Origin of the sequence: Photobacterium galatheae (assembly GCF_000695255.1) — a bacterium.
Classification (GTDB): domain Bacteria; phylum Pseudomonadota; class Gammaproteobacteria; order Enterobacterales; family Vibrionaceae; genus Photobacterium; species Photobacterium galatheae.
In genome coordinates, this window is the sequence record NZ_JMIB01000016.1 from 19,267 (window position 1) to 43,520 (window position 24,254).

The 24,254-nt window shown below is 51.6% G+C and carries 22 protein-coding genes; 7 read left to right on the forward strand and 15 right to left on the reverse strand.

Annotation, left to right across the window (positions count from 1 at the left end):
* Positions 1 to 210: 210 nt before the first annotated feature.
* Together ppnP and zntR are read right to left on the reverse strand one after the other, a co-directional pair.
* The gene (ppnP, locus tag EA58_RS08285; protein WP_036751305.1) at positions 211 to 492 is read right to left on the reverse strand and encodes a pyrimidine/purine nucleoside phosphorylase; all 282 of its coding nucleotides are present in this window, start codon (positions 490 to 492) and stop codon (positions 211 to 213) included.
* A 92-nt stretch (positions 493 to 584) separates the two neighbouring features.
* On the reverse strand, positions 585 to 1,001 hold the full coding sequence (gene zntR, locus EA58_RS08290; RefSeq protein ID WP_036751306.1) for a Zn(2+)-responsive transcriptional regulator: 417 nt from the start codon (positions 999 to 1,001) through the stop codon (positions 585 to 587).
* A gap of 217 nt (positions 1,002 to 1,218) precedes the next feature.
* Here zntR and purH point away from each other — a divergent pair, with 217 nt between their 5' ends.
* Entirely contained in the window at positions 1,219 to 2,811 is a 1,593-nt protein-coding gene (gene purH / locus EA58_RS08295; protein WP_036751308.1) for a bifunctional phosphoribosylaminoimidazolecarboxamide formyltransferase/IMP cyclohydrolase, read from the forward strand.
* A gap of 95 nt (positions 2,812 to 2,906) precedes the next feature.
* Positions 2,907 to 4,193 (forward strand): phosphoribosylamine--glycine ligase, encoded by a 1,287-nt coding sequence (purD, locus tag EA58_RS08300; RefSeq protein WP_036751310.1) that lies wholly within the window; start codon positions 2,907 to 2,909, stop codon positions 4,191 to 4,193.
* A 140-nt stretch (positions 4,194 to 4,333) separates the two neighbouring features.
* On the opposite strand, the gene EA58_RS08305 is transcribed toward purD, so the two are convergent.
* Both EA58_RS08305 and hupA read right to left on the reverse strand, forming a co-directional pair.
* Positions 4,334 to 4,945 (reverse strand): DUF1481 domain-containing protein, encoded by a 612-nt coding sequence (locus EA58_RS08305; protein ID WP_161781021.1) that lies wholly within the window; start codon positions 4,943 to 4,945, stop codon positions 4,334 to 4,336.
* Between the two features lie 104 nt (positions 4,946 to 5,049).
* Positions 5,050 to 5,322 carry a nucleoid-associated protein HU-alpha gene (hupA, locus tag EA58_RS08310; protein WP_036751314.1) on the reverse strand — a complete coding sequence of 91 codons (273 nt, stop codon included), beginning with the start codon at positions 5,320 to 5,322 and terminating at the stop codon, positions 5,050 to 5,052.
* A 227-nt stretch (positions 5,323 to 5,549) separates the two neighbouring features.
* On the opposite strand from hupA, the gene EA58_RS08315 reads away from it, so the two are divergent.
* Positions 5,550 to 6,617, forward strand: coding sequence for a CNNM domain-containing protein (locus EA58_RS08315; RefSeq protein WP_036751316.1), 1,068 nt, complete (start codon positions 5,550 to 5,552; stop codon positions 6,615 to 6,617).
* 84 nt (positions 6,618 to 6,701) lie between these two features.
* Here the strand turns inward: EA58_RS08315 and EA58_RS08320 are convergent, their stop codons facing one another.
* The gene (locus EA58_RS08320) at positions 6,702 to 7,289 is read right to left on the reverse strand and encodes a YjaG family protein (RefSeq protein WP_036751319.1); all 588 of its coding nucleotides are present in this window, start codon (positions 7,287 to 7,289) and stop codon (positions 6,702 to 6,704) included.
* Positions 7,290 to 7,357: 68 nt separating this feature from the next.
* On the opposite strand from EA58_RS08320, the gene EA58_RS08325 reads away from it, so the two are divergent.
* Positions 7,358 to 8,269 carry a D-2-hydroxyacid dehydrogenase gene (locus tag EA58_RS08325; protein ID WP_036751321.1) on the forward strand — a complete coding sequence of 304 codons (912 nt, stop codon included), beginning with the start codon at positions 7,358 to 7,360 and terminating at the stop codon, positions 8,267 to 8,269.
* An 8-nt stretch (positions 8,270 to 8,277) separates the two neighbouring features.
* Positions 8,278 to 8,877, forward strand: a complete 600-nt coding sequence (locus EA58_RS08330; RefSeq protein WP_051641959.1) for a uracil-DNA glycosylase family protein — start codon at positions 8,278 to 8,280, stop codon at positions 8,875 to 8,877.
* Positions 8,878 to 8,935: 58 nt separating this feature from the next.
* Here EA58_RS08330 and hemE read toward each other — a convergent pair whose 3' ends face one another.
* A complete protein-coding gene (hemE, locus tag EA58_RS08335; protein ID WP_036751323.1) occupies positions 8,936 to 10,000 on the reverse strand; it encodes a uroporphyrinogen decarboxylase in 1,065 nt (354 codons plus the stop codon).
* 244 nt (positions 10,001 to 10,244) lie between these two features.
* Between hemE and EA58_RS21805 the strand changes: the two genes are divergently transcribed.
* Complete coding sequence (locus EA58_RS21805; RefSeq protein WP_081819589.1) at positions 10,245 to 10,424, forward strand: hypothetical protein; 180 nt, start codon at positions 10,245 to 10,247, stop codon at positions 10,422 to 10,424.
* Between the two features lie 38 nt (positions 10,425 to 10,462).
* On the opposite strand, the gene nudC is transcribed toward EA58_RS21805, so the two are convergent.
* Complete coding sequence (gene nudC / locus EA58_RS08345; RefSeq protein WP_036751325.1) at positions 10,463 to 11,251, reverse strand: NAD(+) diphosphatase; 789 nt, start codon at positions 11,249 to 11,251, stop codon at positions 10,463 to 10,465.
* 161 nt (positions 11,252 to 11,412) lie between these two features.
* On the opposite strand from nudC, the gene EA58_RS08350 reads away from it, so the two are divergent.
* Positions 11,413 to 11,898: an Rsd/AlgQ family anti-sigma factor gene (locus EA58_RS08350; protein ID WP_036751353.1), complete on the forward strand. Its 486-nt coding sequence runs from the start codon at positions 11,413 to 11,415 to the stop codon at positions 11,896 to 11,898.
* Between the two features lie 208 nt (positions 11,899 to 12,106).
* Here the strand turns inward: EA58_RS08350 and rpoC are convergent, their stop codons facing one another.
* The 8 genes from rpoC to secE all read right to left on the reverse strand — a co-directional run bounded on the left by rpoC (position 12,107) and on the right by secE (position 24,025).
* Positions 12,107 to 16,324, reverse strand: coding sequence for a DNA-directed RNA polymerase subunit beta' (gene rpoC / locus EA58_RS08355; protein WP_036751327.1), 4,218 nt, complete (start codon positions 16,322 to 16,324; stop codon positions 12,107 to 12,109).
* A gap of 94 nt (positions 16,325 to 16,418) precedes the next feature.
* Entirely contained in the window at positions 16,419 to 20,444 is a 4,026-nt protein-coding gene (gene rpoB / locus EA58_RS08360; protein ID WP_036751328.1) for a DNA-directed RNA polymerase subunit beta, read from the reverse strand.
* Positions 20,445 to 20,667: 223 nt separating this feature from the next.
* Positions 20,668 to 21,033 (reverse strand): 50S ribosomal protein L7/L12, encoded by a 366-nt coding sequence (gene rplL / locus EA58_RS08365; protein ID WP_036751330.1) that lies wholly within the window; start codon positions 21,031 to 21,033, stop codon positions 20,668 to 20,670.
* Positions 21,034 to 21,094: 61 nt separating this feature from the next.
* Complete coding sequence (gene rplJ / locus EA58_RS08370; protein ID WP_036751332.1) at positions 21,095 to 21,583, reverse strand: 50S ribosomal protein L10; 489 nt, start codon at positions 21,581 to 21,583, stop codon at positions 21,095 to 21,097.
* 240 nt (positions 21,584 to 21,823) lie between these two features.
* Positions 21,824 to 22,525 (reverse strand): 50S ribosomal protein L1, encoded by a 702-nt coding sequence (gene rplA, locus EA58_RS08375; RefSeq protein WP_036751334.1) that lies wholly within the window; start codon positions 22,523 to 22,525, stop codon positions 21,824 to 21,826.
* A gap of 4 nt (positions 22,526 to 22,529) precedes the next feature.
* Positions 22,530 to 22,958, reverse strand: coding sequence for a 50S ribosomal protein L11 (gene rplK, locus EA58_RS08380; protein WP_036751336.1), 429 nt, complete (start codon positions 22,956 to 22,958; stop codon positions 22,530 to 22,532).
* 125 nt (positions 22,959 to 23,083) lie between these two features.
* The gene (gene nusG, locus EA58_RS08385) at positions 23,084 to 23,629 is read right to left on the reverse strand and encodes a transcription termination/antitermination protein NusG (RefSeq protein ID WP_036751338.1); all 546 of its coding nucleotides are present in this window, start codon (positions 23,627 to 23,629) and stop codon (positions 23,084 to 23,086) included.
* 12 nt (positions 23,630 to 23,641) lie between these two features.
* The gene (gene secE, locus EA58_RS08390; RefSeq protein WP_036751340.1) at positions 23,642 to 24,025 is read right to left on the reverse strand and encodes a preprotein translocase subunit SecE; all 384 of its coding nucleotides are present in this window, start codon (positions 24,023 to 24,025) and stop codon (positions 23,642 to 23,644) included.
* Between the last annotated feature and the right edge of the window lie 229 nt (positions 24,026 to 24,254).

A 24,254-nucleotide genomic window follows, 5' to 3' on the forward strand; every position in this document is an offset into this window, starting at 1 on the left:
GAGGGAATTACGATGAACAATCATCATCCCCTCCGTCAGGTTCCGTATCCTGTGAACCAGATGATGGGAATTGGGTCAGTCTCTACACATCATGAGTGCTTCAGACGGGGTTCGAAACATGATCATGGACTGGGAAAACAGATGAGGCGGTCGTACAGGATCGGCTCAAACCACATCCTGTACGAAAAGAGAAAGGAAGAAACCGTCTGATTACAGATAGTCACACAAATAAGCAGTCGTTTCTTCAATCAACACGTCGAAAGAAGCATCTCCGGGGACTTCAAAATCGTCACCGGTGTGATAGGTTTCCCATTCGACATGGCCCGGTAGTTTCACGGTAATCGCGCCTTTCACAACCGTCATACGTTCCGGTGCTGCGGTCGCGAAGCTGTATTTGCCGGGCTGCATCACGCCAACACTGCTGCGCGTACCCTGCGCTTCAAAGCCAATAGATTTTACATTGCCATCAAAATATTCGTTCGTATTCAGCATGATAGTCCTTATCCTGAAAAAGCTGGATGCCTCACGCTATCACAGTTCGTGAGTGCCGCATACCTCTTTCTTTGCGCCGGAAAAAAGCCGATTCAGTGGGGTTCGTCGGCCAGTGCTTCGAGGATCGAACAATGGCTGGCATCATCGTCTGCTTCCCCGCAGCAGGCATCGTTAATCTTCTTCAGAGCGCGGCGAATCCGTTGCAATTCTGCCAGCTTCACGTCGATATCATCGAGCTTGGCCTGAGTAATCGCTTTCACCTCAGCACAGCTGTGCTGGTCGGCCTCCAGCCGGATGGTCAGCAGTTCACGGATCTCCTCCAGACTCAGCCCCACCGCCTTGGCCCGCAGAATGAAACGGACCCGGGATAAATCTTCTTCATGGTAAAGACGATACCCGCTTTCACTGCGCTCCCGGGGAACCAACAAACCATTTTTTTCATAGAACCTCAGGGTGTCACTGCTGACATCACACAGTTTTGCCAGCTGTCCAATCAAATACCTAGCCATTGGGGTTTCAAAGCTCCTCTTTCCTGCCATTGCTGACGCACCGTGCCAGACCCAAAACGCCCAAGGCAAACGTTTGCGCAATGCAGGGAATCATGTAAAATACGCGCCATCACCATATTCCGTCCACTCTGCCGGATGAGGCTATTTGCCAAAGGCAACCGCGTTTACCCGGTCAGCTTTTGGCAAATAATTCACCGCAATCAAAGAGATGGTAGCAATGGAAAACGCTCGTCCTATTCGCCGTGCTCTGATCAGCGTATCAGACAAAACGGGAATTGTTGAATTCGCACAAGCTCTTGCCAACCGTGGCGTCGATATTCTGTCCACCGGCGGCACTGCCCGCCTGCTGGCTGATCAAGGCATTCAGGTGACTGAAGTCTCCGACTATACCGGTTTCCCGGAAATGATGGATGGCCGCGTGAAGACCCTGCACCCGAAAGTGCATGGTGGCGTTCTGGGCCGTCGGGGTCAGGATGATGCGATCATGGCCGAGCATGGCATTGCACCAATTGATATGGTGGTGGTGAACCTGTATCCGTTCGCAGCAACCGTCGCGAAACCTGAGTGTACGCTGGAAGATGCTGTCGAGAATATCGATATCGGCGGCCCGACTATGGTTCGCAGTGCTGCAAAAAACCACAAAGACGTCACCATTGTGGTGAATGCACACGACTACGATCGCGTAATGGCTGAAATGGCTGACCATAACGGTTCTCTGACCCACGCCACCCGTTTTGATCTGGCCATCGCAGCCTTTGAGCACACCGCCGCTTACGACGGTATGATCGCCAACTACTTCGGCACCATGGTGCCTTCTTATGGTGAGAACAAAGAGGGCGACGCTGAGTCCAAATTCCCGCGTACCTTCAATCAGCAATTCATCAAAAAGCAAGACATGCGCTATGGCGAGAACAGCCATCAGCATGCTGCCTTCTATACAGAAGCACAACCGGAAGAAGCTTCTGTCGCGACGGCAAGCCAGCTACAAGGTAAAGCGCTGTCTTACAACAATATCGCGGACACCGATGCTGCGCTGGAATGCGTAAAAGAATTCGATCAGCCAGCCTGTGTTATCGTCAAACACGCCAATCCTTGTGGTGTCGCGCTGGGTGCAACCCTGCTGGAAGCCTATGACCGCGCCTATAAGACCGACCCGACCTCAGCCTTCGGTGGTATTATTGCGTTCAACGGTGAACTGGATGCTGAAACGGCGAAAGCCATTATTGACCGCCAGTTCGTGGAAGTGATCATTGCACCGAGCGTCAGCGCTGAAGCCGCTGAAGTCGTTGCTGCCAAGCAGAACGTCCGTCTGCTGGCATGTGGTCAGTGGCACAGCAAAACCACAGGGTTTGACGTCAAGCGTGTGAACGGCGGTCTGCTGGTTCAGGACCGCGATCAGGGGATGGTGGGTTTGGCCGATCTGAAAGTGGTCACCAAACGTCAGCCAACCGAAGAAGAATTGCGTGACGCGCTGTTCTGCTGGAAAGTCGCCAAGTACGTCAAGTCCAATGCGATTGTTTACGCCAAAGGTAACATGACCATTGGTGTGGGTGCAGGCCAGATGAGCCGCGTGTACTCAGCGAAAATCGCCGGCATTAAAGCTGCGGATGAAAATCTGGAAGTCGCTGGCAGCGTGATGGCCTCGGATGCTTTCTTCCCGTTCCGCGATGGCATTGATGCCGCCGCTGAAGCAGGCATCACCTGTGTGATTCAACCGGGTGGCTCCATGCGTGACGAAGAAGTGATTGCTGCTGCCGATGAACACGGCATGGCAATGGTCTTCACCGGTATGCGCCATTTCCGTCACTAAAATTCTGGAAGGTGCCCTGCTGCACCTTCCTTGCATTTTTCAGCCCCTGATCTCTTCAGGGGCTTTCCTCCATTGAACGAGGTAAAGGATTTAGGATGAAAGTTCTTGTCATTGGTAACGGCGGCCGCGAGCACGCCCTGAGCTGGAAAGCTGCACAGTCTGCCCAGGTTGAGAAAGTCTTCGTAGCACCTGGCAACGCTGGCACCGCACTGGAGCCCAAACTGGAAAACGTTGCGATTGGTGTTGAGGATATCCCGGCACTGGTGGCATTTGCCAAAGAAAATGAAATCGCGCTGACCATCGTTGGCCCAGAAGCGCCGTTGGTAATTGGCGTGGTTGATGCTTTCCGTGAAGCCGGACTACCGATTTTCGGCCCGACCCAAGCGGCCGCACAACTGGAAGGATCCAAAGCCTTCACCAAAGACTTCCTGGCCCGTCATCAGATCCCGACCGCGGAATATCAGAACTTCACCGAAATCGAACCAGCACTGGCTTATCTGCAAGAGAAAGGCGCACCAATTGTCGTCAAAGCCGACGGTCTGGCGGCGGGTAAAGGCGTGATCGTTGCGATGACGCTGGAAGAAGCCGAAGCTGCAGTTCGTGACATGCTGGCTGGCAATGCCTTCGGCGAAGCCGGTCACCGTGTCGTCATCGAAGAATTTCTGGACGGCGAAGAAGCCAGCTTCATCGTGATGGTTGACGGCAAGAACATCCTGCCGATGGCTACCAGTCAGGACCACAAGCGTGTCGGCAACGGCGATACCGGCCCGAACACCGGCGGTATGGGCGCTTACTCGCCAGCTCCGGTCGTCACCCCTGACATCCACCAGCGCGTGATGGACGAAGTGATCAAACCGACCGTTGAAGGCATGGCGGCTGAAGGCAACCCGTATACCGGCTTCCTGTACGCGGGTTTGATGATCATGGCCGACGGCACCCCGAAAGTGATTGAATACAACTGCCGCTTTGGTGATCCGGAAACTCAGCCAATCATGCTTCGCCTGCAATCCGATCTAGTTGAACTGTGTCTGGCTGCGGTTGACGGCAAACTGGATACGGTTGATTCTCAGTGGGATCCGCGTGCCGCAATTGGTGTGGTGCTGGCTGCCGGTGGCTACCCGGCGGACTACAACAAAGGCGATGTGATTTCCGGCCTGCCCCAGCAAGATGGCGACGCTGAAAAAGTTTTCCATGCCGGCACTGCCAGCAAAGATGGTCAGGTGGTGACCAATGGCGGCCGTGTGCTGTGTGCTACGGCCATGGGTGAGACGGTTTCTGAAGCGCAGCAACGTGCTTACGCGCTGGCAAAGCAAATCCACTGGGATGGTGTCTTCTTCCGCACTGACATCGGCTACCGCGCGATCGCCCGCGAACAGCAATAATCCAGCCCTCCGGATCTATCTCCAGATAAAGACAAGGTGCCTTCACCAGATCAAGAAAAGGCGCCTTTGTTTTATTTAAGATTTTGTTTCATTCAGGATTTTATGTCATTCAAGGTTGGATGCAGCATGTTCTCTCATGCTCAGGAAGCGTCCAACAATACAGGGGGTGACAGGCACGACTGAGAAACTTTCCGGCTCAGCAATACCGTCTCTGCGGTCAATTGGCCTCGTCCATCAGACTTCGCCACCATCGCGACATAACCGGGCTTCACCTGGAAATGCTGCCAGTTCACCTTGTACTCAGAATGATCATCACAACGAATCAACCGTTGTCCATCCCATACCCCTTGCACCAATTCCAAACCGTCACGAGACTGTGCCTTCACGACAGCAACCGCCTGTTCAGCCTGCTGACTGAGCTGATTGAGCTGTGTATCTGACAGTGGGAAAACACTCTCACCCAGCTTGTAGCGTTGGAAAACTGCCTCGCCATGCTGATCATAACGGACATGCAGTTCAAACGGCCGTAGCGCATCATCTTTCAGCGCTGTGCCAGTCCGCTTCAGTTCACGCAGTTGCCCTTCCCGCCAGCGGTATTCGGTCTGGTATTCACCATAGTCACCCATCCACACACGTTCCGACAAGAATTCAGGTCTGGACTGACGGATCCCGGTCCAATACAGGGACGAAGCATCACCAGCGAGCTGACCGCCTGTCAGGCGTTCCAATGAAGAAAGTGCATGGGGTGTCATGAGGGTGCTGCCACAGGCAGTGAGGAGGAGAGAAATAAAAATAAGACAGGTTCGTTTCATAAAAGAAAAAACTCCGCCGAGAAAAATCGTCGACGGAGTTGAGATTATTTTACAGAATCTTTCAGCGCTTTACCGGCTACGAAAGCTGGTACGTTTGCCGCTGCGATCTGGATCTCTTTACCCGTCTGTGGGTTACGACCAGTACGTGCAGCGCGGTGGTTTACTTTAAATGTACCAAAGCCAATAAGTTGAACCTGGTCACCGGATTTCAGTGCTTCGGTGATGCCGCCCAGGGTAGATTCCAGCGCGTCTTTCGCTTGCGCTTTAGTCAGATCCGCTTGTTCAGCAATCAGTTCAATCAGTTGGGTCTTGTTCATTCGGTTTCCCTTCTAAGGTTTTTTCTTCAGACGCATCCACTCTAATTCAAAAGAAGCCCATGTGGCAAAGGTTTGTCTGTCTTCCTGTGGTCGGCTGCGGGCTCTTTAACCATAAACTGAGCGCAAGTTCACAAATTGTTACTATCCTGAAGAAAGTGCTGGTTGCTTTTGCTCCTTGCAACACCAATTAATAAGGTGATTTTTCCGATGAGAGCTGACTAAAGCGCATGATACTTCTGACCCTTTACATCGCCATTGCGATTGGTATTTCATTTATTTGTTCCGTCCTTGAGGCCGTTTTACTTAGCATCTCTCCTAGTTATGTCGGCACCCTGCGGCAACAGTCACACCCAATGGCAGACAAGCTGACTGAACTGAAAGACAACATCGACCGGCCACTGGCATCCATTCTGACCCTGAACACCATCGCCCATACCATCGGCGCAGCAACGGCCGGAGCTCAGGCTGCCGTGGTTTTCGGCAGTCAATGGCTGGGCGTGTTCTCCGCTGCACTGACGGTGGGTATCCTGCTGCTGTCTGAAATTATCCCGAAAACCATTGGAGCCACTTACTGGCGCCAGCTGGCACCGATGACAGCCCGTGTACTGAGTGTCATGGTCTGGCTGCTGCGGCCTTTTGTCTGGGTCTCTGAGCAAATCACCCGCCGTTTGTCTCAGGGCCACCAGCCCCCGAAACTGCGCGATGAGTTGTCTGCCATGGCAATGCTGGCGAAGGAATCGGGCGAGCTGGCCGAAGGCGAGTCAAAAATCATGCATAACCTGCTGCAATTTTGCGATGTCAGTGTCACCAAAATCATGACGCCGCGCCCGGTGCTGTTTCGGGTGGAAGACAACCTGACGATCAATGAATTTCTGACCACGGCTAAAGACAGCCCGTTTTCACGCCCGCTGGTCTACCGCGGCAGCAAAGACAATATCCTTGGCTTTGTTCACCGGCTGGAGCTGTTTGCCGAAAGTCAGAGTGGACGCGGGAATATCCCCCTCAGTGAAATGATGCGCCCGCTGCCGGTGGTCCTGAATCTCGATACCGTTCCGGTTGCCTTTGAAAAGCTGCTGAAAGCCAGAGCACAGCTGGCACTGGTTGTGGATGAGTACGGCACGGTCATGGGGCTGGTCACGCTGGAAGACGTTTTCGAAAGTCTGGTCGGTGAAGAGATTGTCGATGAAGCTGACACCAGCACCGACATGCAGCAGCTCGCTTACCAACGCTGGGAACGCTGGAAGAAAAAACACAATGTCATCGAAAACCGCGACGAGGATGACGACAGCCAGTAACGCAAAACGGCAGGGAATCATCCCTGCCGTTCTTTTTCAGTTCAGTGTCAGTTCAGTGCATCTTTTCAATGCCCCGAACCTGAATCAGAGCGCGATACCAATATTACTGACACAAGGGTCACGCAATTCTCTGCGCAGATCTTTGATCAGTTCAATATCCCGGCTTTCCGCATCTTTGAGGGCGCGGAAAATCGCCCACTGCACATCCCACTCTTCACAGACGGCCTGATTTTCCTTCTGATTCTCGTCGGTAATTGCTTCACCGGTCTGAGCTTCTTCCAGATTAGCGACCGTTTCCACCGACAGTGCACTGATGCTTAGCGCAATCTCCGGGATCTGATCACGGTCCAGCAGTGCATGCAGTAGATCAGACAAGGCGACACAGGCATCAATGGCCGGACTCACGGCATACAGATCATGGTCGTCTGCCGCCGGAACCATTTCCTCCAGCTTCTCTAACTGGCGTTCGAAATTGATCTTGGCATTTTTCACCGTCAGGATTTCCCAGACGCTGTCGAGAATCAAACGGTATGGCTGAGGGTCGGCAAACCCGGTTTCACGGCAGAAGAACGCATAGTTCGGGTACATCCGCTCACACAGCGAAGCCATGAAAGTAAGATATTGCCAGGATTCAAATTTTTCTAAGCGAAGCTGAATTGGATTTTTAAGCATGGGATAATCTGTCTGAAAGCGTTCGTTGAATTTTACTTGATAAGCCGCCTGTGCAAAAGGAAAAAGCCATGCATCGACTCTGTATCATCTCACGACAGTCTGAACGGTATCGTCAACTGATCGAAAACGCTGCGCTTCCGGAACTGGTCCTGACAGACAATCCGGCGGAAGCGACCCTGGTGCTGGCAGATCCACCTCGGCTGGCAAGCAGACTGGAAGAATTTTCAAACCTGCACTGGGTGCAATCAACCTATGCCGGCATTGACGCCCTCACCCAACCAGGTTTACGCAAAGACTATATCCTGACCAACATCCGCGGCATCTTTGGCCAACTGATCAGTGAGTATGTCCTTGGCCTCCTCATCAGCCACCAGAGGCATGTCGCTCAATATAATGCACAGCAACAGCAGGAGATATGGCAACAGCATCATTACAACAGTTTGTCTGGAAAAACCATGGTGATTCTGGGCACCGGCACCATCGGCCAGCATCTGGCTCACTCGGCCAAAGCGCTGGGTATGACGATTCACGGCGTAAACCGCTCTGGCGAGGTTCCGAATGACAACTTTGATCAGGTTACTCCGATTGACCGGCTGACGGATGCACTGTCGCAGGCAGACATTGTGGTTTCGATTCTGCCCGCCACTCATCAGACCGATGATTTACTCAACGCAGAGAGCCTGAACCACTGCCGGGATGTATTACTGTTCAATGTCGGCCGCGGCAATGCGGTTTGCGAACCGGGCCTGATTCAAGCACTGGACAGCGGCGCCGTGGCGCACGCCTTTCTGGATGTCTTCAAGCAGGAGCCGCTGCCTGCGGCGCACCCATTCTGGCAGCATCCACGCATCACAGTCACGCCGCACATTGCTGCCGAAAGCTTCCCGGAGCAGGTGATGGAGATATTCAAAACCAATTACCTGCGCTATGTTGAAGGAAAGCCACTGCAATTCCAGATTGATTTTGAGCGGGGGTATTAAACCTGCCAATGAAAACAAACCCAGACCCAAACGCCTTACCCGCGTTATTACATCAGATCCGTCAGTGTTCGCTGTGTCAGGCCCACTTACCACTCGGTCCGCGACCTGTCATTCAGGCCAGCAGTGAAGCCCGGCTGATGATTGTCGGTCAGGCGCCGGGCACTCGGGTACATGACACCGGGATTCCCTGGAATGATCCGAGCGGCGACCGACTGCGCCGCTGGCTCGACCTCGATCGGGAGACCTTCTACGATCCCAGCCGCATCGCTATTATGCCCATGGGACTGTGCTATCCGGGCAAAGGCAAAAGCGGCGATCTGCCCCCCAGACCCGAATGTGCACCGCAATGGCACGGTCAGGTCTGGCCCCTGCTGCCCAATGTCGGAATGACGCTGCTGGTCGGCCAGTATGCACAGAACTATTATCTGTCTGACAAACCCAAAACCCTGACCGATACAGTCCGGGCCTGGCGGCAGTGGGCGCCGACTTATTTGCCCCTGCCCCATCCTTCGCCCCGTAATACTCTGTGGCTGAAAAAAAATCCCTGGTTTGAAGCCGACGTTGTGCCCTATATCCGGGACTACGTCCACCAGCATCTGGGCTTATAACGCGCACAAAAAAGCGAGCCATCTGGCTCGCTTTTCATCCGCTGGCGTCAAAGCCCACTTACTTATGGTAAGGCGCAGACAGCTCGTGTACCGCTTCCACAAATACCCCGGCGTTTTCCGGCGGCACGTCCAGATGAATCCCGTGACCCAGATTGAATACATGACCGGTGCCTTCTCCAAATCCAGACAGAATGCCTGCCACTTCTTCGCGAATTCGCTCCGGAGAAGCATACAGCATGGATGGATCCATATTGCCCTGCAGGGCAACTTTATCGCCCACCCGGCGCTTGGCATCTGCAATATCAATCGTCCAGTCCAGACCAACAGCATCACAGCCCGTCGCTGCAATCGCTTCCAGCCACATACCACCGTTTTTGGTGAACAGAGTGACCGGCACACGACGACCTTCATTTTCGCGGATCAGACCATCCACAATTTTATGCATGTACTGCAGGGAGAAGAGTTGATAGTCGCGTGGCGTCAGCACGCCTCCCCAGGTATCAAACACCATGACCGACTGAGCACCCGCTTTGATCTGCGCATTCAGATACGAGATTACGCTGTCAGCCAGCTTGTCCAGCAACGCATGCAGCACTGCAGGCTCTGCATACATCATCTTCTTGATCTTGGTGAATGCTTTGGTGCTGCCGCCTTCAACCATATAAGTCGCCAGCGTCCACGGGCTGCCAGAGAAACCAATGAGCGGCACTTCACCCTTCAGGTCTTTACGGATCTGGCGTACAGCATTCATCACATACTGAAGTTCGCCTTCCGGATCCGGAATGCCGATTTTGTCGACATCTGCTTTGCAGCTGATCGGACGCTCAAATTTCGGACCCTCACCCGCTTCAAAGTACAGGCCCAGACCCATCGCATCCGGAATGGTCAGGATGTCAGAAAACAGAATCGCCGCATCCAAAGGAAAACGACGCAATGGCTGCAACGTGACTTCACTGGCCAGCTCGGCATTTTTACACAGTGACATAAAGTCACCCGCCTGGCTCCGGGTCGCCCGGTATTCTGGAAGATAACGGCCCGCCTGACGCATCATCCAAACAGGCGTACAGTCAACCGGTTGCTTCAGCAAAGCACGCAGATAACGATCGTTTTTCAATTCTGTCATTGTCAACATCCTGGCAAATTAGTGGCGCTATTGTAACACCCTGCCCCGGTAACAGCAGCCATACATGGCCACCAAAACACAATTAATGCTGATCAGAGCACATCCCTGGTTCACCTGACCCAATGCGGAAAATTTATTTCATTTTTGATCATCTCATGTTGCAGATATTTTAATCAGTTCTTTATCAATTCTTTGTTAATGTCAAAAGACGCCACTAACGGAGATACAAAGCATTGGAGGATCAATGAACCTGCAAGTTGTAATCGAATTTACTGAGTCTGGTGTGTATAAAGATCGATGCTGGGAGAGCAGTTTCAAAGCAAGCAAAGGCCAGCTGCACCGTGTGTCACCGCAATACGCAGCCCAACTGATTAAGCACTCGAAAGCGATTTTCCGTGCAATTCCGGACACTCACACAGAATAGTCCGCCCCCGCAAAGCATGACCTGATCGGCTTAAGCGTTCAATCTGCTTTCGAGGGAACCCCGTCTTGCCGGATGGCATCACAGGTCGCCTGAATCAGACGATAGGCTATCGTGCCCGGCGGCGCGATAGTCGGTAGCTGGTCATGCCTGAACCACTGAGCATCCAGCAATTCATCATCATCCGGACGGACATCCCCACTGCGATAATCTGCCAGAAAGCCCATCATCAGGTTAGACGGAAACGCCCAGGGCTGGCTGTCAAAATATCGGATGTTCGTTAATTCAATGCCTGTTTCTTCCGCCACTTCACGAGCAACACAACCTTCCAGCGTTTCACCGGGTTCGACAAAACCTGCAATCACCGTGTACATACCATTCTTATGCCGCGGATGCTGCGCTAACAGAATCTGATCGTTCTTGCGCACAGCCACAATAATACACGGGGAAACATTCGGATAATGAAACTGCTGGCAAGACTGGCACTGCATCGCCAGAACACGATCCGCCAGTTTTGTCTGACCGCCACATTGTGAACAGTACCGCTGACTCTCCTGCATATGCGACAACTGCATCGCTTTTCCGGCCAGCATAAACAGATCTGGATCGACACCCAATAATTCTCTTAAAGAATAAAAATATTTCTCCGGCAGTATTTCCGGATCTTCCAGCCAGTTTACCGCGCATCCCTGATACTCGCCGATCGTCCGCGATCGCATCAGATCCAAGCCGGTTGAAGGCTCTAACGTAAGTGGTAACTTACCATCGACCAAAAAAATCCGGCGATCTCGAATCACACACCAGTAGGCAGGATCTTGCTTTTTTGACATTGGCGATTCCTCTCTCCTTGCAGGGGTTTTATTTTGCTGGCAATCTAAACGTAACAACGGAATTTGGCTCTGCCATACATGGTACTCTTAGACAGCCTAAGAGTTTGACAGGAATTGTTTTCTGCTCATGCAATATGCTGGGCGATCATGAGGACATGGTCATGCTAAGTAAATTCGAACAAGTGCAAAAACAATGGGGTGGCAACAATGATGTCATCGATCACTGGTTATTGTCGAGGCAACAGTTGCTCATCGACTACTGCAAACTGGCAGGTCTGCCCCCATTCGAACCCAAGGCCAGACAACTGCCCACGTCTGCCCAACTTCAGCTTTTCTGCCAACAACTGGTCGATTATATCTCTGAAGGCCACTTCAAAATCTACGACAAAGTGATGGCAAGATGGCAGGCCACTGGCTACTCCCCCACAACCGAAATTTCTCAGCTCTATCATCAGATCACCAATACGACCGACCCTTTACTGAATTTTGCCGATCGCTACTGTGAGATCACCGATGACAGCGAAGATTGGGATGATTTCGATCAGCACCTCTCTACGGTTGGGGAACAAATCGAGCTGCGCTTTGAACTGGAAGATGAGTTAATTGAACTGATCAGCGAGAGCTTGTCGGTTCCGCCCGGCGCATAATCACAGCGGTTTGACGCTGTGCGCAGCGATCTCTGCTGCAGTCAGCTTCTCTGACTGCTAGTCATGCTTTTGTCTGCCTGAAAATCTCGAACGACGAAAAAATCTTTCAGACAAGCCGATAAAACCAAACATCAAAAAACAGCAGATAAACAAAAGGCACCCCGGAGGGTGCCTTTTTTATCTCGGTTTGTCCGTAGACGTCCCGGACTTAATCTTCGTCGTTCAGACCAGCATTCAGCAGTGCCGCCAAGTCCTGAGATGCCTGCTCGGCATCAACCTGAGGCTCAACTGGCGCCAGATCAGCATCACGACGACGCTGACGTTCCAGGTGATAAGAGAAACCGGTACCGGCTGGGATCAGACGGCCCACAATGACGTTCTCTTTCAGACCACGCAGTTCATCACGCTTACCAGCAACCGCAGCTTCAGTCAGTACGCGAGTCGTTTCCTGGAACGACGCGGCAGAGATGAAGGACTCAGTTGCCAGGGACGCTTTGGTGATACCCAGCAGATCACGTTCGAACAGTGCTGGCTGTTTGCCATCGGCAATCAGCTGACGGTTCGCGATGTTCACGCGGGAGAATTCCACCTGCTCACCTTCCAGGAACTCAGAGTCACCTGAAACCGTGATTGTTACCTTACGCAGCATCTGACGAACGATTGTTTCAATGTGCTTATCGTTAATCTTAACGCCTTGCAGACGGTAAACTTCCTGAACTTCGTTCACGATGTATTCCGCAACCGCGTTCACACCACGCAGACGCAGGATATCGTGCGGCGCCTCTGGACCATCGGCGATCACATCACCCTTCTCAACTTTCTCGCCTTCGAAGACGTTCAGCTGACGCCATTTCGGAATCATTTCCTCATATGGCTGACCCTCTGATGGGGTGATGATCAGACGACGCTTACCTTTGGTCTCTTTACCGAAGGAAACAGCACCTGTGATTTCCGCCAGGATTGCAGGTTCTTTCGGCTTACGCGCTTCGAACAAGTCAGCAACGCGTGGCAGACCACCGGTGATATCTTTCGTACCGCCAGATTCCTGAGGAATACGTGCCAGGGTGTCACCGATACCAACAGCAGCACCATCTTCAAGCTGGACAATCGCTTTACCAGGCAGGAAGTACTGAGCCGGCATCTCGGTACCTGGGATCATGACATCGTTGCCTTTGTCATCAACCAGTTTCACCATTGGACGCATATCTTTACCGGTACCGGTACGCTCTGCACCATCCAGGATCACGATAGAAGACAGGCCGGTCAGTTCATCGGTCTGACGAGAGACAGTCACACCGTCAATCAGATCCACGAACTGCAGGTGACCTGCTACTTCAGTGATGATTGGCATGGTGTGTGGGTCCCAGTTCGCCACAGTTTCACCAGCATCAACACCGTCGTTATCGCCTTTGCTCAGCAACGAACCGTAAGGCAGCTTGTAGCTTTCCTTGGTACGGCCGAACTCGTCCACAACTGTCATTTCAGCAGCACGTGAAGTGATCACCAGCTTGCCGTCGTTATTGGTTACGAACTTGGCGTTATGCAGCTTCAGAGAACCTTTGTTCTTCACCTGAATACTGTTTTCTGCCGCAGCACGCGATGCCGCACCACCGATGTGGAACGTACGCATCGTCAGCTGTGTACCCGGTTCACCGATTGACTGTGCAGCAACAACACCGACCGCTTCACCCTGGTTCACCAGGTGACCACGCGCCAAGTCACGACCGTAACAGTTACGACATGCACCAAAGTCATTCTCACAGCTCACCACAGAGCGAACTTTCACCTGGTCGACAGAGTTCTCTTCCAGGATGTCACACCATTTCTCATCAAGCATGGTGTTACGCTGAACCAGAACTTCTTCCGTACCCGGCTTCAGAACGTCTTCGGCAACCACACGACCCAATACGCGATCGCGCAGTGGCTCTTTCACGTCACCACCTTCGATCAGTGGCATCATGGTGATACCTGCGTGCGTACCACAGTCATCTGCCGTGATCACAACATCCTGCGCGACGTCTACCAGACGACGGGTCAGGTAACCGGAGTTCGCTGTTTTCAGTGCCGTATCCGCCAGACCTTTACGCGCACCGTGCGTTGAAATGAAGTACTGGAGTACGTTCAGACCTTCACGGAAGTTCGCGGTGATTGGCGTTTCGATGATCGAGCCATCTGGCTTCGCCATCAGACCACGCATACCGGCCAGCTGACGAATCTGTGCCGCAGAACCACGCGCACCTGAATCGGCCATCATGTATACGCTGTTGAACGATTTCTGTTGCTCTTCTTCACCGTCACGGTTAATCACGGTGTCGAATGACAGGTTATCCATCATCGCTTTCGCAACCTGCTCGTTCGCGGTTGCCCAGATATCGATCACTTTGTTGTAGCGTTCGCCGGCAGTGACCAGACCAGATTGGAACTGATCCTGAATCTCAGCAACTTCAGCTTCCGCTTCGGCGATCTTGGTGTACTTCGCTTCTGGTACAACCATATCGTCGATACCAACAGACACACCAGACAGGGCCGCGTATGCGAAACCTGTGTACATGATCTGGTCAGCAAAGATAACGGTCTGCTTCATACCCAGTTCACGGTAACAAGTGTTCAGCAGGTTCGAAATTTGCTTTTTACCCAGCGCTTCGCTGTTCACCAAGCTGTATGGCAGGCCTTTTGGCACGATTTGCCACAACATGGCACGACCAACTGTCGTATCCATCAGCTGAGTATTTTTGACCAGCTCACCTTGCTCGTTTTTCACGTGCTCAGTGATACGTACTTTCACGCGAGCATGCAGCTCGGCGTTACCGGTACGGTACGCTTTCTCGGCTTCAGCAGAACCAGCCAGGTACATGCCTTCGCCTTTCGCGTTGATCTTGTCACGGGTCATGTAGTACAGACCCAGTACAACGTCCTGAGACGGTACGATGATTGGATCACCGGATGCTGGCGACAGAATGTTGTTCGTCGACATCATCAGCGCACGCGCTTCCAGCTGGGCTTCCAGCGTCAGCGGTACGTGAACAGCCATCTGGTCACCATCGAAGTCGGCGTTATAAGCCGCACAGACCAGTGGGTGCAGCTGGATCGCTTTACCTTCGATCAGAACAGGTTCGAACGCCTGGATACCCAGACGGTGCAGTGTTGGTGCACGGTTCAGCATGACCGGGTGTTCGCGGATCACTTCGTCCAGGATATCCCAAACAACCGCTTCTTCGCGCTCAACCATCTTCTTGGCAGCTTTGATGGTGGTCGCCAGACCACGAGTTTCCAGCTTGCCGTAGATGAACGGTTTGAACAGCTCCAGTGCCATTTTCTTCGGCAGACCACACTGGTGCAAACGCAGGTATGGACCTACGGTAATCACCGAACGGCCAGAGTAGTCAACACGTTTACCCAGCAGGTTCTGACGGAAACGACCCTGCTTACCTTTGATCATGTCAGCCAGAGATTTCAGCGGACGCTTGTTCGAACCAGTAATGGCGCGACCACGGCGGCCGTTGTCCAGCAGCGCATCCACAGACTCTTGCAGCATACGTTTTTCGTTACGTACGATGATGTCTGGGGCAGCCAGATCCAGCAGACGCTTCAGACGGTTGTTTCGGTTGATCACACGACGATAAAGGTCGTTCAGATCAGAAGTCGCGAAACGACCACCGTCCAGCGGTACCAGTGGACGCAGATCCGGTGGCAGTACTGGCAGTACAGACAGGATCATCCATTCTGGGTTGTTACCGGATTGAACAAATGCTTCAACCAGCTTCAGACGCTTGGTCAGCTTCTTGCGCTTGGTTTCAGAGTTGGTTTCTTCCAGCTCTTCACGCATCAGTTCGATTTCAGCATTCAGATCCATGTTGGCCAGCAGTGCTTTGACTGCTTCCGCGCCCATGCGCGCGTCGAACTCATCGCCCCACTCTTCCAGCGCGTCCAGATACTGTTCTTCAGACAGCAGCTGGCTACGCTCAAGATTGGTCATGCCTGGTTCGATAACCACATAAGATTCAAAGTAAAGCACACGCTCGATATCACGTAGCGGCATGTCCATTAACAGACCGATACGGGATGGCAGTGATTTCAGGAACCAGATGTGGGCTACAGGTGAAGCCAGCTCAATGTGACCCATACGCTCACGACGTACTTTGGTCTGAGTAACTTCTACACCACATTTTTCACAGATCACGCCACGGTGCTTCAGGCGCTTGTATTTACCACAAAGACATTCATAGTCTTTGACCGGGCCAAAGATACGTGCACAGAACAGACCGTCACGCTCAGGCTTAAAGGTACGGTAGTTAATGGTTTCTGGCTTTTTCACTTCACCGAAAGACCATGAACGAATCATGTCAGGTGAAGCAAGACCGATTTTGATCGCGTCAAATTCTTCGGTCTTGTGCTGTGCTTTCAGAAACTTAAGTAAGTCTTTCACATTCGGCTCCTGTGAGGAGTTGACCCATAAAGGCGCCGGGGCGGCGGCGCCTTCATATTGATACCGGATTTAAGAATCCCTGACGATGTCAGGATTACTCGTCTTCCAGCTCGATGTTGATACCCAACGAGCGGATCTCTTTCAACAGTACGTTGAAGGATTCCGGCATACCTGGTTCCATACGGTGATCGCCATCGACGATGTTCTTATACATCTTCGTACGGCCATTCACGTCATCCGATTTGACAGTCAGCATTTCCTGCAGCGTATAAGCGGCACCATAAGCTTCCAGTGCCCACACTTCCATCTCACCGAAGCGCTGACCACCGAACTGAGCTTTACCACCCAGTGGCTGCTGAGTAACCAGACTGTACGAACCAGTAGAACGCGCGTGCATCTTGTCATCTACCAGGTGGTTCAGTTTCAGCATGTACATGTAACCCACGGTTACAGGACGCTCGAACTGCTCACCGGTACGGCCATCAAACAAGTTCAGCTGACCAGATTCTGGGAGATCACCCAGTTTCAGCAGCTCTTTGATCGAAGGCTCTGGCGCACCGTCAAAGACAGGAGTCGCAATTGGCAGACCACCACGCAGGTTCTCAATCAGGGTACGAACTTCATCATCAGTCATAGACGCAATGTCCACTTTCTGACGGGTATCGCCCAGATCATAGACCTTCTGCAAGAATTCGCGGAACTTATGCAGTTCCTGCTGTTCTTTCAGCATCGCATTGATCTTGTCACCGATACCTTTCGCTGCCAGACCCAGGTGAGTTTCCAGGATCTGACCGATGTTCATACGCGAAGGTACACCCAGCGGGTTCAGTACGATATCGACAGTTTGGCCTTTCTCATCGTAAGGCATGTCTTCAACCGGACAAATCTTCGAGATAACACCCTTGTTACCGTGACGACCGGCCATCTTATCACCAGGCTGGATGCGGCGCTTCACGGCCAGATAGACCTTCACGATCTTCAGGACGCCAGGAGCCAGATCATCACCTTGAGTGATTTTACGGCGCTTCGTTTCGAACTTCTTGTCGAACTCAGCTTTCAGCTCGTCGTACTGCTCAGCCAACTGCTCCAGCTGGTTTTGCAGTGACTCGTCATCCAAGGTCTGAGAGAACAGTTTCTCACGGTCCATAGAAGACACGCGCGCGTCATCATAACCGGCAGACAGCAGCAGAGTACGGACACGAGCCAGCAAACCACCTTCCAGAATCTGGAATTCTTCGGTGATGTCTTTCTTCGCTTCTTTCAGCTGCATCTCTTCGATTTCGAGTGCACGCTTGTCCTTCTCTACGCCATCGCGTGTGAAGACCTGAACGTCAATGATGGTACCAGACACAGAGTTCGGTACACGCAGTGACGAATCTTTCACGTCAGAGGCTTTTTCACCAAAGATTGCACGCAGCAGTTTCTCTTCTGGCGTCAGCTGAGTTTCACCTTTCGGCGTCACTTTACCAACCAAAATGTCGCCACCCTTCACTTCCGCACCGATGTACACGATACCGGACTCGTCCAGTTTGGACAGGGCAGCCTCACCCACGTTCGGGATGTCTGCAGTGATTTCTTCAGCACCCAGCTTGGTATCACGCGCCACACAGGACAGTTCCTGAATGTGGATAGTCGTCAGGCGATCTTCCTGAACAACGCGCTCAGACACCAGGATGGAGTCCTCGAAGTTGTAACCGTTCCAAGGCATGAACGCGATACGCATGTTCTGACCCAGAGCCAGTTCACCCAGATCCGTTGAAGGACCATCTGCCAGCACGTCACCACGTGCAACAGGTTCACCCGGCATCACTGTCGGACGCTGGTTAATACAGGTGTTCTGGTTAGAACGGGTGTATTTAGTCAGGTTGTAGATGTCGATACCGGCTTCGCCTGGTACCAGCTCGTCTTCGTTGACTTTAATCACGATACGAGAAGCATCTACGGACTGAACCATACCGCCACGTTTTGCAACCGCAGTTACACCGGAGTCAACTGCAACAGCACGTTCGATACCTGTACCGACCAGCGGCTTGTCTGCACGCAGTGTAGGTACAGCCTGACGTTGCATGTTCGCACCCATCAGGGCACGGTTCGCATCATCGTGCTCCAGGAATGGGATCAGGGACGCTGCCACAGATACCACCTGGTTGGTTGCAACGTCCATATACTGGACGTGGTCACGTGGGTGAAGACCTGATTCACCTTTGTGACGGGCAGTGATCAGCTCATCTGCGAAGCTACCGTCTTCTTCCAGAACGGCGTTCGCCTGAGCGATGACAAACTGACCTTCTTCAATCGCTGACAGATAATCGATTTGGTCGGTTACTTTGCCGTCTACCACTTTACGGTATGGTGTTTCCAGGAAACCGTATGGGTTACAACGGGCAAACACAGACAGCGAGTTGATCAGACCGATGTTTGGACCTTCAGGAGTCTCGATCGGACATAGACGACCATAGTGCGTTGCGTGAACGTCTCGAACCTCAAAGCCCGCACGTTCACGAGTCAGACCGCCTGGACCCAGAGCAGAAATACGACGCTTGTGCGTCACTTCTGACAGCGGGTTGTTCTGATCCATAAACTGAGACAGCTGAGAAGAGCCGAAGAACTCTTTCACTGCCGCTGAAATTGGCTTGGCGTTGATCAGATCCTGAGGCATCACGTTGTCTAGATCACCCAGACTCAGACGCTCTTTCACCGCACGTTCAACACGGACCAGACCGACACGGAACTGGTTCTCAGCCATTTCGCCGACACTACGGATACGACGGTTACCCAGATGGTCGATATCGTCAACTTCACCTTTACCGTTCCGGATGTCGATCAGCTTACGCATCACTTCAATGATGTCATCGTGATCCAGCGTACCCGGGCCAGTGGTTTCTTCGCGTACCAGAGAGCTGTTGAACTTCATCCGGCCAACCGCAGACAGATCGTAGCGATCTTCAGAGAAGAACAGGCTTTCGAACAACTGTTCTGCCGCTTCGCGCGTTGGTGGCTCACCAGGGCGCATCATGCGATAGATTTCAACCAATGCACTCAGACGGTCAGTCGTACTGTCGATACGCAGGGTATCAGACATGTAAGGACCGAAATCCAGATCATTCGTGAACAGAACCTGAATTGCTTTATGACCAGCCTGAGACAGTTTCGCCAGCGATTCCAGACTCAGCTCCATGTTCGCTTCCGCGATCACTTCACCAGTCTCTTCGTTGATGTAGTCACGTGCGGAAACTTTGCCCACGATGTACTCAACAGGAACTTCGATGTGATTAACGTTGTCTTTCTGCAGCTGACGAATATGGCGCGCAGTAATACGACGGCCCTTTTCGACATACACAGTGCCGTTCGCTTCAATATCAAAGCTCGCAGTTTCACCACGCAGACGATCAGGTACCAGTTCCATAACCAGAGACTTGCCCTGTACTTCGAAATTGATCTTCTCAAAGAACAGGTCAAGGATTTGCTCTGTGGTATAACCCAGCGCTCGCAGGATGATAGACGCAGGCAACTTACGACGACGGTCGATACGAACGTAGACGTTATCCTTAGGATCAAATTCGAAATCCAACCATGAACCACGGTATGGAATGATGCGTGCGTTATACAGCACTTTACCTGAGGAATGGGTTTTACCCTTATCGCTGTCGAAGAAGACACCCGGGCTACGGTGCAGCTGGGATACGATAACCCTCTCGGTACCGTTAATAACGAATGTACCGTTATCTGTCATGAGCGGAATTTCGCCCATGTAAACTTCTTGTTCTTTGATGTCTTTGACGGTGCCAGCCGGTGCATCCTTGTCATACATCACAAGGCGCAGTTTCACACGCAGTGGTGCAGAATACGTGACACCGCGAATCTGACATTCTTTAACATCGAACACCGGCTCACCGAGACGATAGCTAACGTATTGCAGCTCGGAATTGCCGTTATAGCTCTGAATTGGGAAAACAGAACGAAAGGCAGCTTCTAGACCGTAATGCCCTTCCGGATCCTGCTCGATGAACTTATCAAAAGACTCAAGCTGGATCGACAGCAGGTAAGGTACATCCAATACTTGTGGACGCTTACCAAAATCCTTACGGATACGCTTTTTCTCGGTATAAGAGTAAACCATAGGTTCCTCAGATCGCTGATAAGTGATCCTAACTACCTCTAGTAAGAGGCAGTGACTAATAACATTGTTTGTCGCAGGAACAGCACTGTATGACAGGCTGTTAATACGCATGGGAAATGGTTGCAAAACAATGTGAAAAACACCACTACCCTACAGCGCAAAAGGGCCGGTGGCTTTTTAGCCACCAGCCCATAGCCATAAAGGCTAAGAAATTAAGTAATAATTACTTGATTTCAACAGAAGCACCAGCTTCTTCCAGCTGAGCTTTCAGAGCTTCAGCTTCAGCTTTCTCAACGCCTTCTTTCAGAGGAGCTGGAGCGCCGTCAACCAGAGCTTTCGCTTCTTTCAGGCCCAGACCAGTTGCGCCACGTACTGCTTTGATTACAGCAACTTTGTTCGCGCCAGCAGCAGTCAGAATTACGTTGAATTCAGTTTGCTCTTCAGCAGCAGCTTCAGCAGCGCCACCAGCAACAACTGCTGCAGCAGCAGTAACGCCGAACTTCTCTTCCATAGCTTCGATCAGTTCAACAACTTGCATTACAGACATTTCTGCAACTGCGTCTAGGATTTGCTCGTTAGTGATAGACATAACAATTCTCTTTTAAAGTCAACAATTAGTTTAAATAGCAACCAATGAAAAGCCAAACTGATTAAGCGGCTTCTTTTTGATCGCGAATAGCTGCAATAGTGCGAACCAGCTTGCCAGCAGAAGCTTCTTTCATGCACATCATCAGACGTGCAATCGCTTCGTCGTAAGTTGGCAGTTTCGCCAGAACGTCTGCATCAGTCAGTGCGCCTTCGAATGCAGCAGCTTTGATCTCGAAATCTTTGTTCTCTTTAGCGAAGTCTTTGAACAGACGCGCTGCAGCACCTGGGTGCTCGTTAGAGAAAGCCAGCAGAGTAGGACCTACGAAAGCGTCAGTCAGACACTCGTAGCTAGTACCTACTACTGCACGACGAGCCAGAGTGTTACGAACAACACGTACATAAACGCCCGCTTCACGCGCTTGTTTACGCAGAGTCGTCATAGCACCCACGGACACGCCGCGAGAATCAGCAACAACTGCAGACAGGGCACCGCTGGCAGCTTCGTTGACTTCAGCAACAATTGCTTTTTTGTCTTGAAGGTTTAAAGCCATTGGACTTGCTCCTGGATTGTGTTTACCCACTCACTGCAAAATTGCAGGAGAGTTTGTACGGCGCAGATCCAAGAAAGACAATACATCAATCATGTTCCTGGCACCGTCTACGTAGGCTGAATATTAAGTTCAGTGAACACCTACGGTCTTGGACGAAGACCCCGGTTGCAAAGCTCCCCCGGGTCTTAGCCATAAATTCGAAACGCAGGATTATACATAATCCCAGCGATTCTGCAAATATTAAGCGTTAGTGTCCAGCGTATTCTGGTCTAGCGCAACACCCGCACCCATTGTGGTTGAGATGCTAACTTTCTTAATGAAACTACCTTTCGCAGAAGCAGGCTTCGCTTTTTTCAGCGCAACCAGCAGAGATTCCAGGTTTTCTTTCAGTTTGTCAGCGTCAAAATCAACCTTACCAATCGTGGTGTGGATGATACCGTTCTTATCGTTACGGTAACGAACCTGACCTGCTTTCGCGTTCTTAACCGCTTCAGCAACGTTTGGTGTTACAGTACCAACTTTCGGGTTTGGCATCAGGCCACGTGGACCCAGAATCGTACCCAGCTGACCAACAACGCGCATTGCGTCTGGAGAAGCGATAACAACGTCAAAGTTCATTTCGCCTTTCTTCACTTGGTCTGCCAGATCTTCCATACCAACCAGATCAGCACCCGCTTCTTTCGCTGCTTCAGCGTTCGCACCTTGAGTGAAAACCGCTACGCGGATATCACGGCCAGTACCGTGTGGCAGTACAGTAGCGCCACGAACGTTTTGGTCAGATTTACGAGCATCGATACCCAGGTTTACTGCAACGTCAACGCTTTCTACGAATTTAGCAGTAGCCAGTTCTTTCAGCAGAGCAACAGCTTCGTTGATGTCGTACTCGCGAGTAGCGTCAACTTTCTCACGGATTACGCGCATACGCTTAGTTAGTTTTGCCATTCTCTTAACCCTCTACTACCAGACCCATAGAACGGGCAGTACCCGCGATAGAGCGCTTCATTGCTTCGATATCGGCACCAGTCATGTCTGCAGCTTTAGTTTCTGCAATTTCCTGGATCTGAGCTTCAGTCACTTTACCCACTTTTTCAGTGTTTGGACGGCCAGAACCAGACTTGATGCCAGCAGCTTTCTTCAGCAGAACAGCAGCAGGTGGAGTCTTGGTGATGAAAGTGAAAGAACGGTCACTGTAAACAGTGATCACAACTGGAGTCGGCAGACCTTTTTCCAGAGAATCAGTTTTTGCGTTGAACGCTTTACAGAATTCCATGATGTTCACACCGTGCTGACCCAGAGCAGGACCAACTGGTGGAGAAGGGTTTGCCATACCAGCTGCAACTTGCAGCTTGATGTAAGCTTCTACTTTTTTAGCCATTACTAAATTACCTTAATTTGGGTTCAAACGTCTGCTTTGTGCAAACAGACTCCCCGTCTAACGAAAGGGCGCGAAATTATAGTCCAATTCCGCGCCCCTGACAATAATGCTTGATTATTTATTGGTCAGTTTTTTTCAACCTGACCAAACTCCAGTTCAACTGGTGTCGCACGACCAAAGATAGATACCGACACTTTCAGGCGGCTCTTGTCGTAATCGACTTCTTCTACCACACCGTTAAAGTCGGCAAACGGACCGTCCGTCACACGAACGACTTCACCAGGCTCAAACACAGTCTTGTGGACTGGTGATTCACTCGCCTGCTGCAAACGGTTCAGAATAGCAGCAGCTTCTTTATCAGAAATTGGTGCAGGTCGATCAGATGTTCCGCCAATGAACCCCATCACACGAGGAATACTACGTACCAGATGCCAGGTTTCATCGTTCATCACCATTTGGACAAGCACATAGCCCGGGAAGAACTTACGCTCGCTTTTTCGGCGCTGGCCAGCACGCATTTCAACAACTTCCTCTGTCGGTACCAGGACCTCATCAAAGTAGTCTTCCATGCCATGCATCTTGATATGTTCACGTAGTGACTGTGCGACACGACCTTCAAAACCAGAAAAGGCCTGCACAACATACCATCGTTTTTTAGGAGCTTCGCTCATGAAATCTTACCTCTATACACCGGTAACCAGGCGGACCAAACGGACCATGATGCCGTCGATACCCCACAGGGCTAACGCCATAATGACAGTGACAGCTAAAACGATAAAGGTTGTCTGCGTCGCTTCCTGACGAGTTGGCCACACGACCTTTCGGACTTCCATGCGCGATTCACGAGCAAAAGTGATCGCTGCTTTCCCTTTTGCTGTCAGTGCCGCAATACCACCAGCAGCGGCTACAAGAACCACAACGCCTGCTGCTCTAGCTGCAACATAAGGTATCAATGTACTGGACAGGTAAAAACCAACCACTGCAGTTGCCAGTAGGGCAAACACTGCTACCCACTTCAGGCCATCCATACTACTAGAGCTGCTTTGGTTTTCGGCATTCGCTTTCATACAACCAACCTGTAACTTGTCTCAATATAGACGAAAATAACCTCGCAGGTGGCGAGGCTTCTAAGGATTTTATCCCTGATTAACGCTCAAAACGCTCTAACGCACTTTTTACTCGGCACTCTGACCAAAAAATACGCTAGTCTGAAGCGGAGCGTAGAAAAAGGGCATCAAATGATGCCCTTTTTCGTGCCTTGTCGTCAAATATTATTCAACGATCTTAGCAACAACA

Coding starts and splice junctions, on each gene's coding strand:
- ppnP (WP_036751305.1), bottom strand. CDS start 492: ATGCTGAATACGAACGAATATTTTGATGGCAATGTAAAATCTATTGGC.
- zntR (WP_036751306.1), bottom strand. CDS start 1,001: ATGGCTAGGTATTTGATTGGACAGCTGGCAAAACTGTGTGATGTCAGC.
- purH (WP_036751308.1), top strand. CDS start 1,219: ATGGAAAACGCTCGTCCTATTCGCCGTGCTCTGATCAGCGTATCAGAC.
- purD (WP_036751310.1), top strand. CDS start 2,907: ATGAAAGTTCTTGTCATTGGTAACGGCGGCCGCGAGCACGCCCTGAGC.
- EA58_RS08305 (WP_161781021.1), bottom strand. CDS start 4,945: ATGACACCCCATGCACTTTCTTCATTGGAACGCCTGACAGGCGGTCAG.
- hupA (WP_036751314.1), bottom strand. CDS start 5,322: ATGAACAAGACCCAACTGATTGAACTGATTGCTGAACAAGCGGATCTG.
- EA58_RS08315 (WP_036751316.1), top strand. CDS start 5,550: ATGATACTTCTGACCCTTTACATCGCCATTGCGATTGGTATTTCATTT.
- EA58_RS08320 (WP_036751319.1), bottom strand. CDS start 7,289: ATGCTTAAAAATCCAATTCAGCTTCGCTTAGAAAAATTTGAATCCTGG.
- EA58_RS08325 (WP_036751321.1), top strand. CDS start 7,358: ATGCATCGACTCTGTATCATCTCACGACAGTCTGAACGGTATCGTCAA.
- EA58_RS08330 (WP_051641959.1), top strand. CDS start 8,278: ATGAAAACAAACCCAGACCCAAACGCCTTACCCGCGTTATTACATCAG.
- hemE (WP_036751323.1), bottom strand. CDS start 10,000: ATGACAGAATTGAAAAACGATCGTTATCTGCGTGCTTTGCTGAAGCAA.
- EA58_RS21805 (WP_081819589.1), top strand. CDS start 10,245: ATGAACCTGCAAGTTGTAATCGAATTTACTGAGTCTGGTGTGTATAAA.
- nudC (WP_036751325.1), bottom strand. CDS start 11,251: ATGTCAAAAAAGCAAGATCCTGCCTACTGGTGTGTGATTCGAGATCGC.
- EA58_RS08350 (WP_036751353.1), top strand. CDS start 11,413: ATGCTAAGTAAATTCGAACAAGTGCAAAAACAATGGGGTGGCAACAAT.
- rpoB (WP_036751328.1), bottom strand. CDS start 20,444: ATGGTTTACTCTTATACCGAGAAAAAGCGTATCCGTAAGGATTTTGGT.
- rplL (WP_036751330.1), bottom strand. CDS start 21,033: ATGTCTATCACTAACGAGCAAATCCTAGACGCAGTTGCAGAAATGTCT.
- rplJ (WP_036751332.1), bottom strand. CDS start 21,583: ATGGCTTTAAACCTTCAAGACAAAAAAGCAATTGTTGCTGAAGTCAAC.
- rplA (WP_036751334.1), bottom strand. CDS start 22,525: ATGGCAAAACTAACTAAGCGTATGCGCGTAATCCGTGAGAAAGTTGAC.
- rplK (WP_036751336.1), bottom strand. CDS start 22,958: ATGGCTAAAAAAGTAGAAGCTTACATCAAGCTGCAAGTTGCAGCTGGT.
- nusG (WP_036751338.1), bottom strand. CDS start 23,629: ATGAGCGAAGCTCCTAAAAAACGATGGTATGTTGTGCAGGCCTTTTCT.
- secE (WP_036751340.1), bottom strand. CDS start 24,025: ATGAAAGCGAATGCCGAAAACCAAAGCAGCTCTAGTAGTATGGATGGC.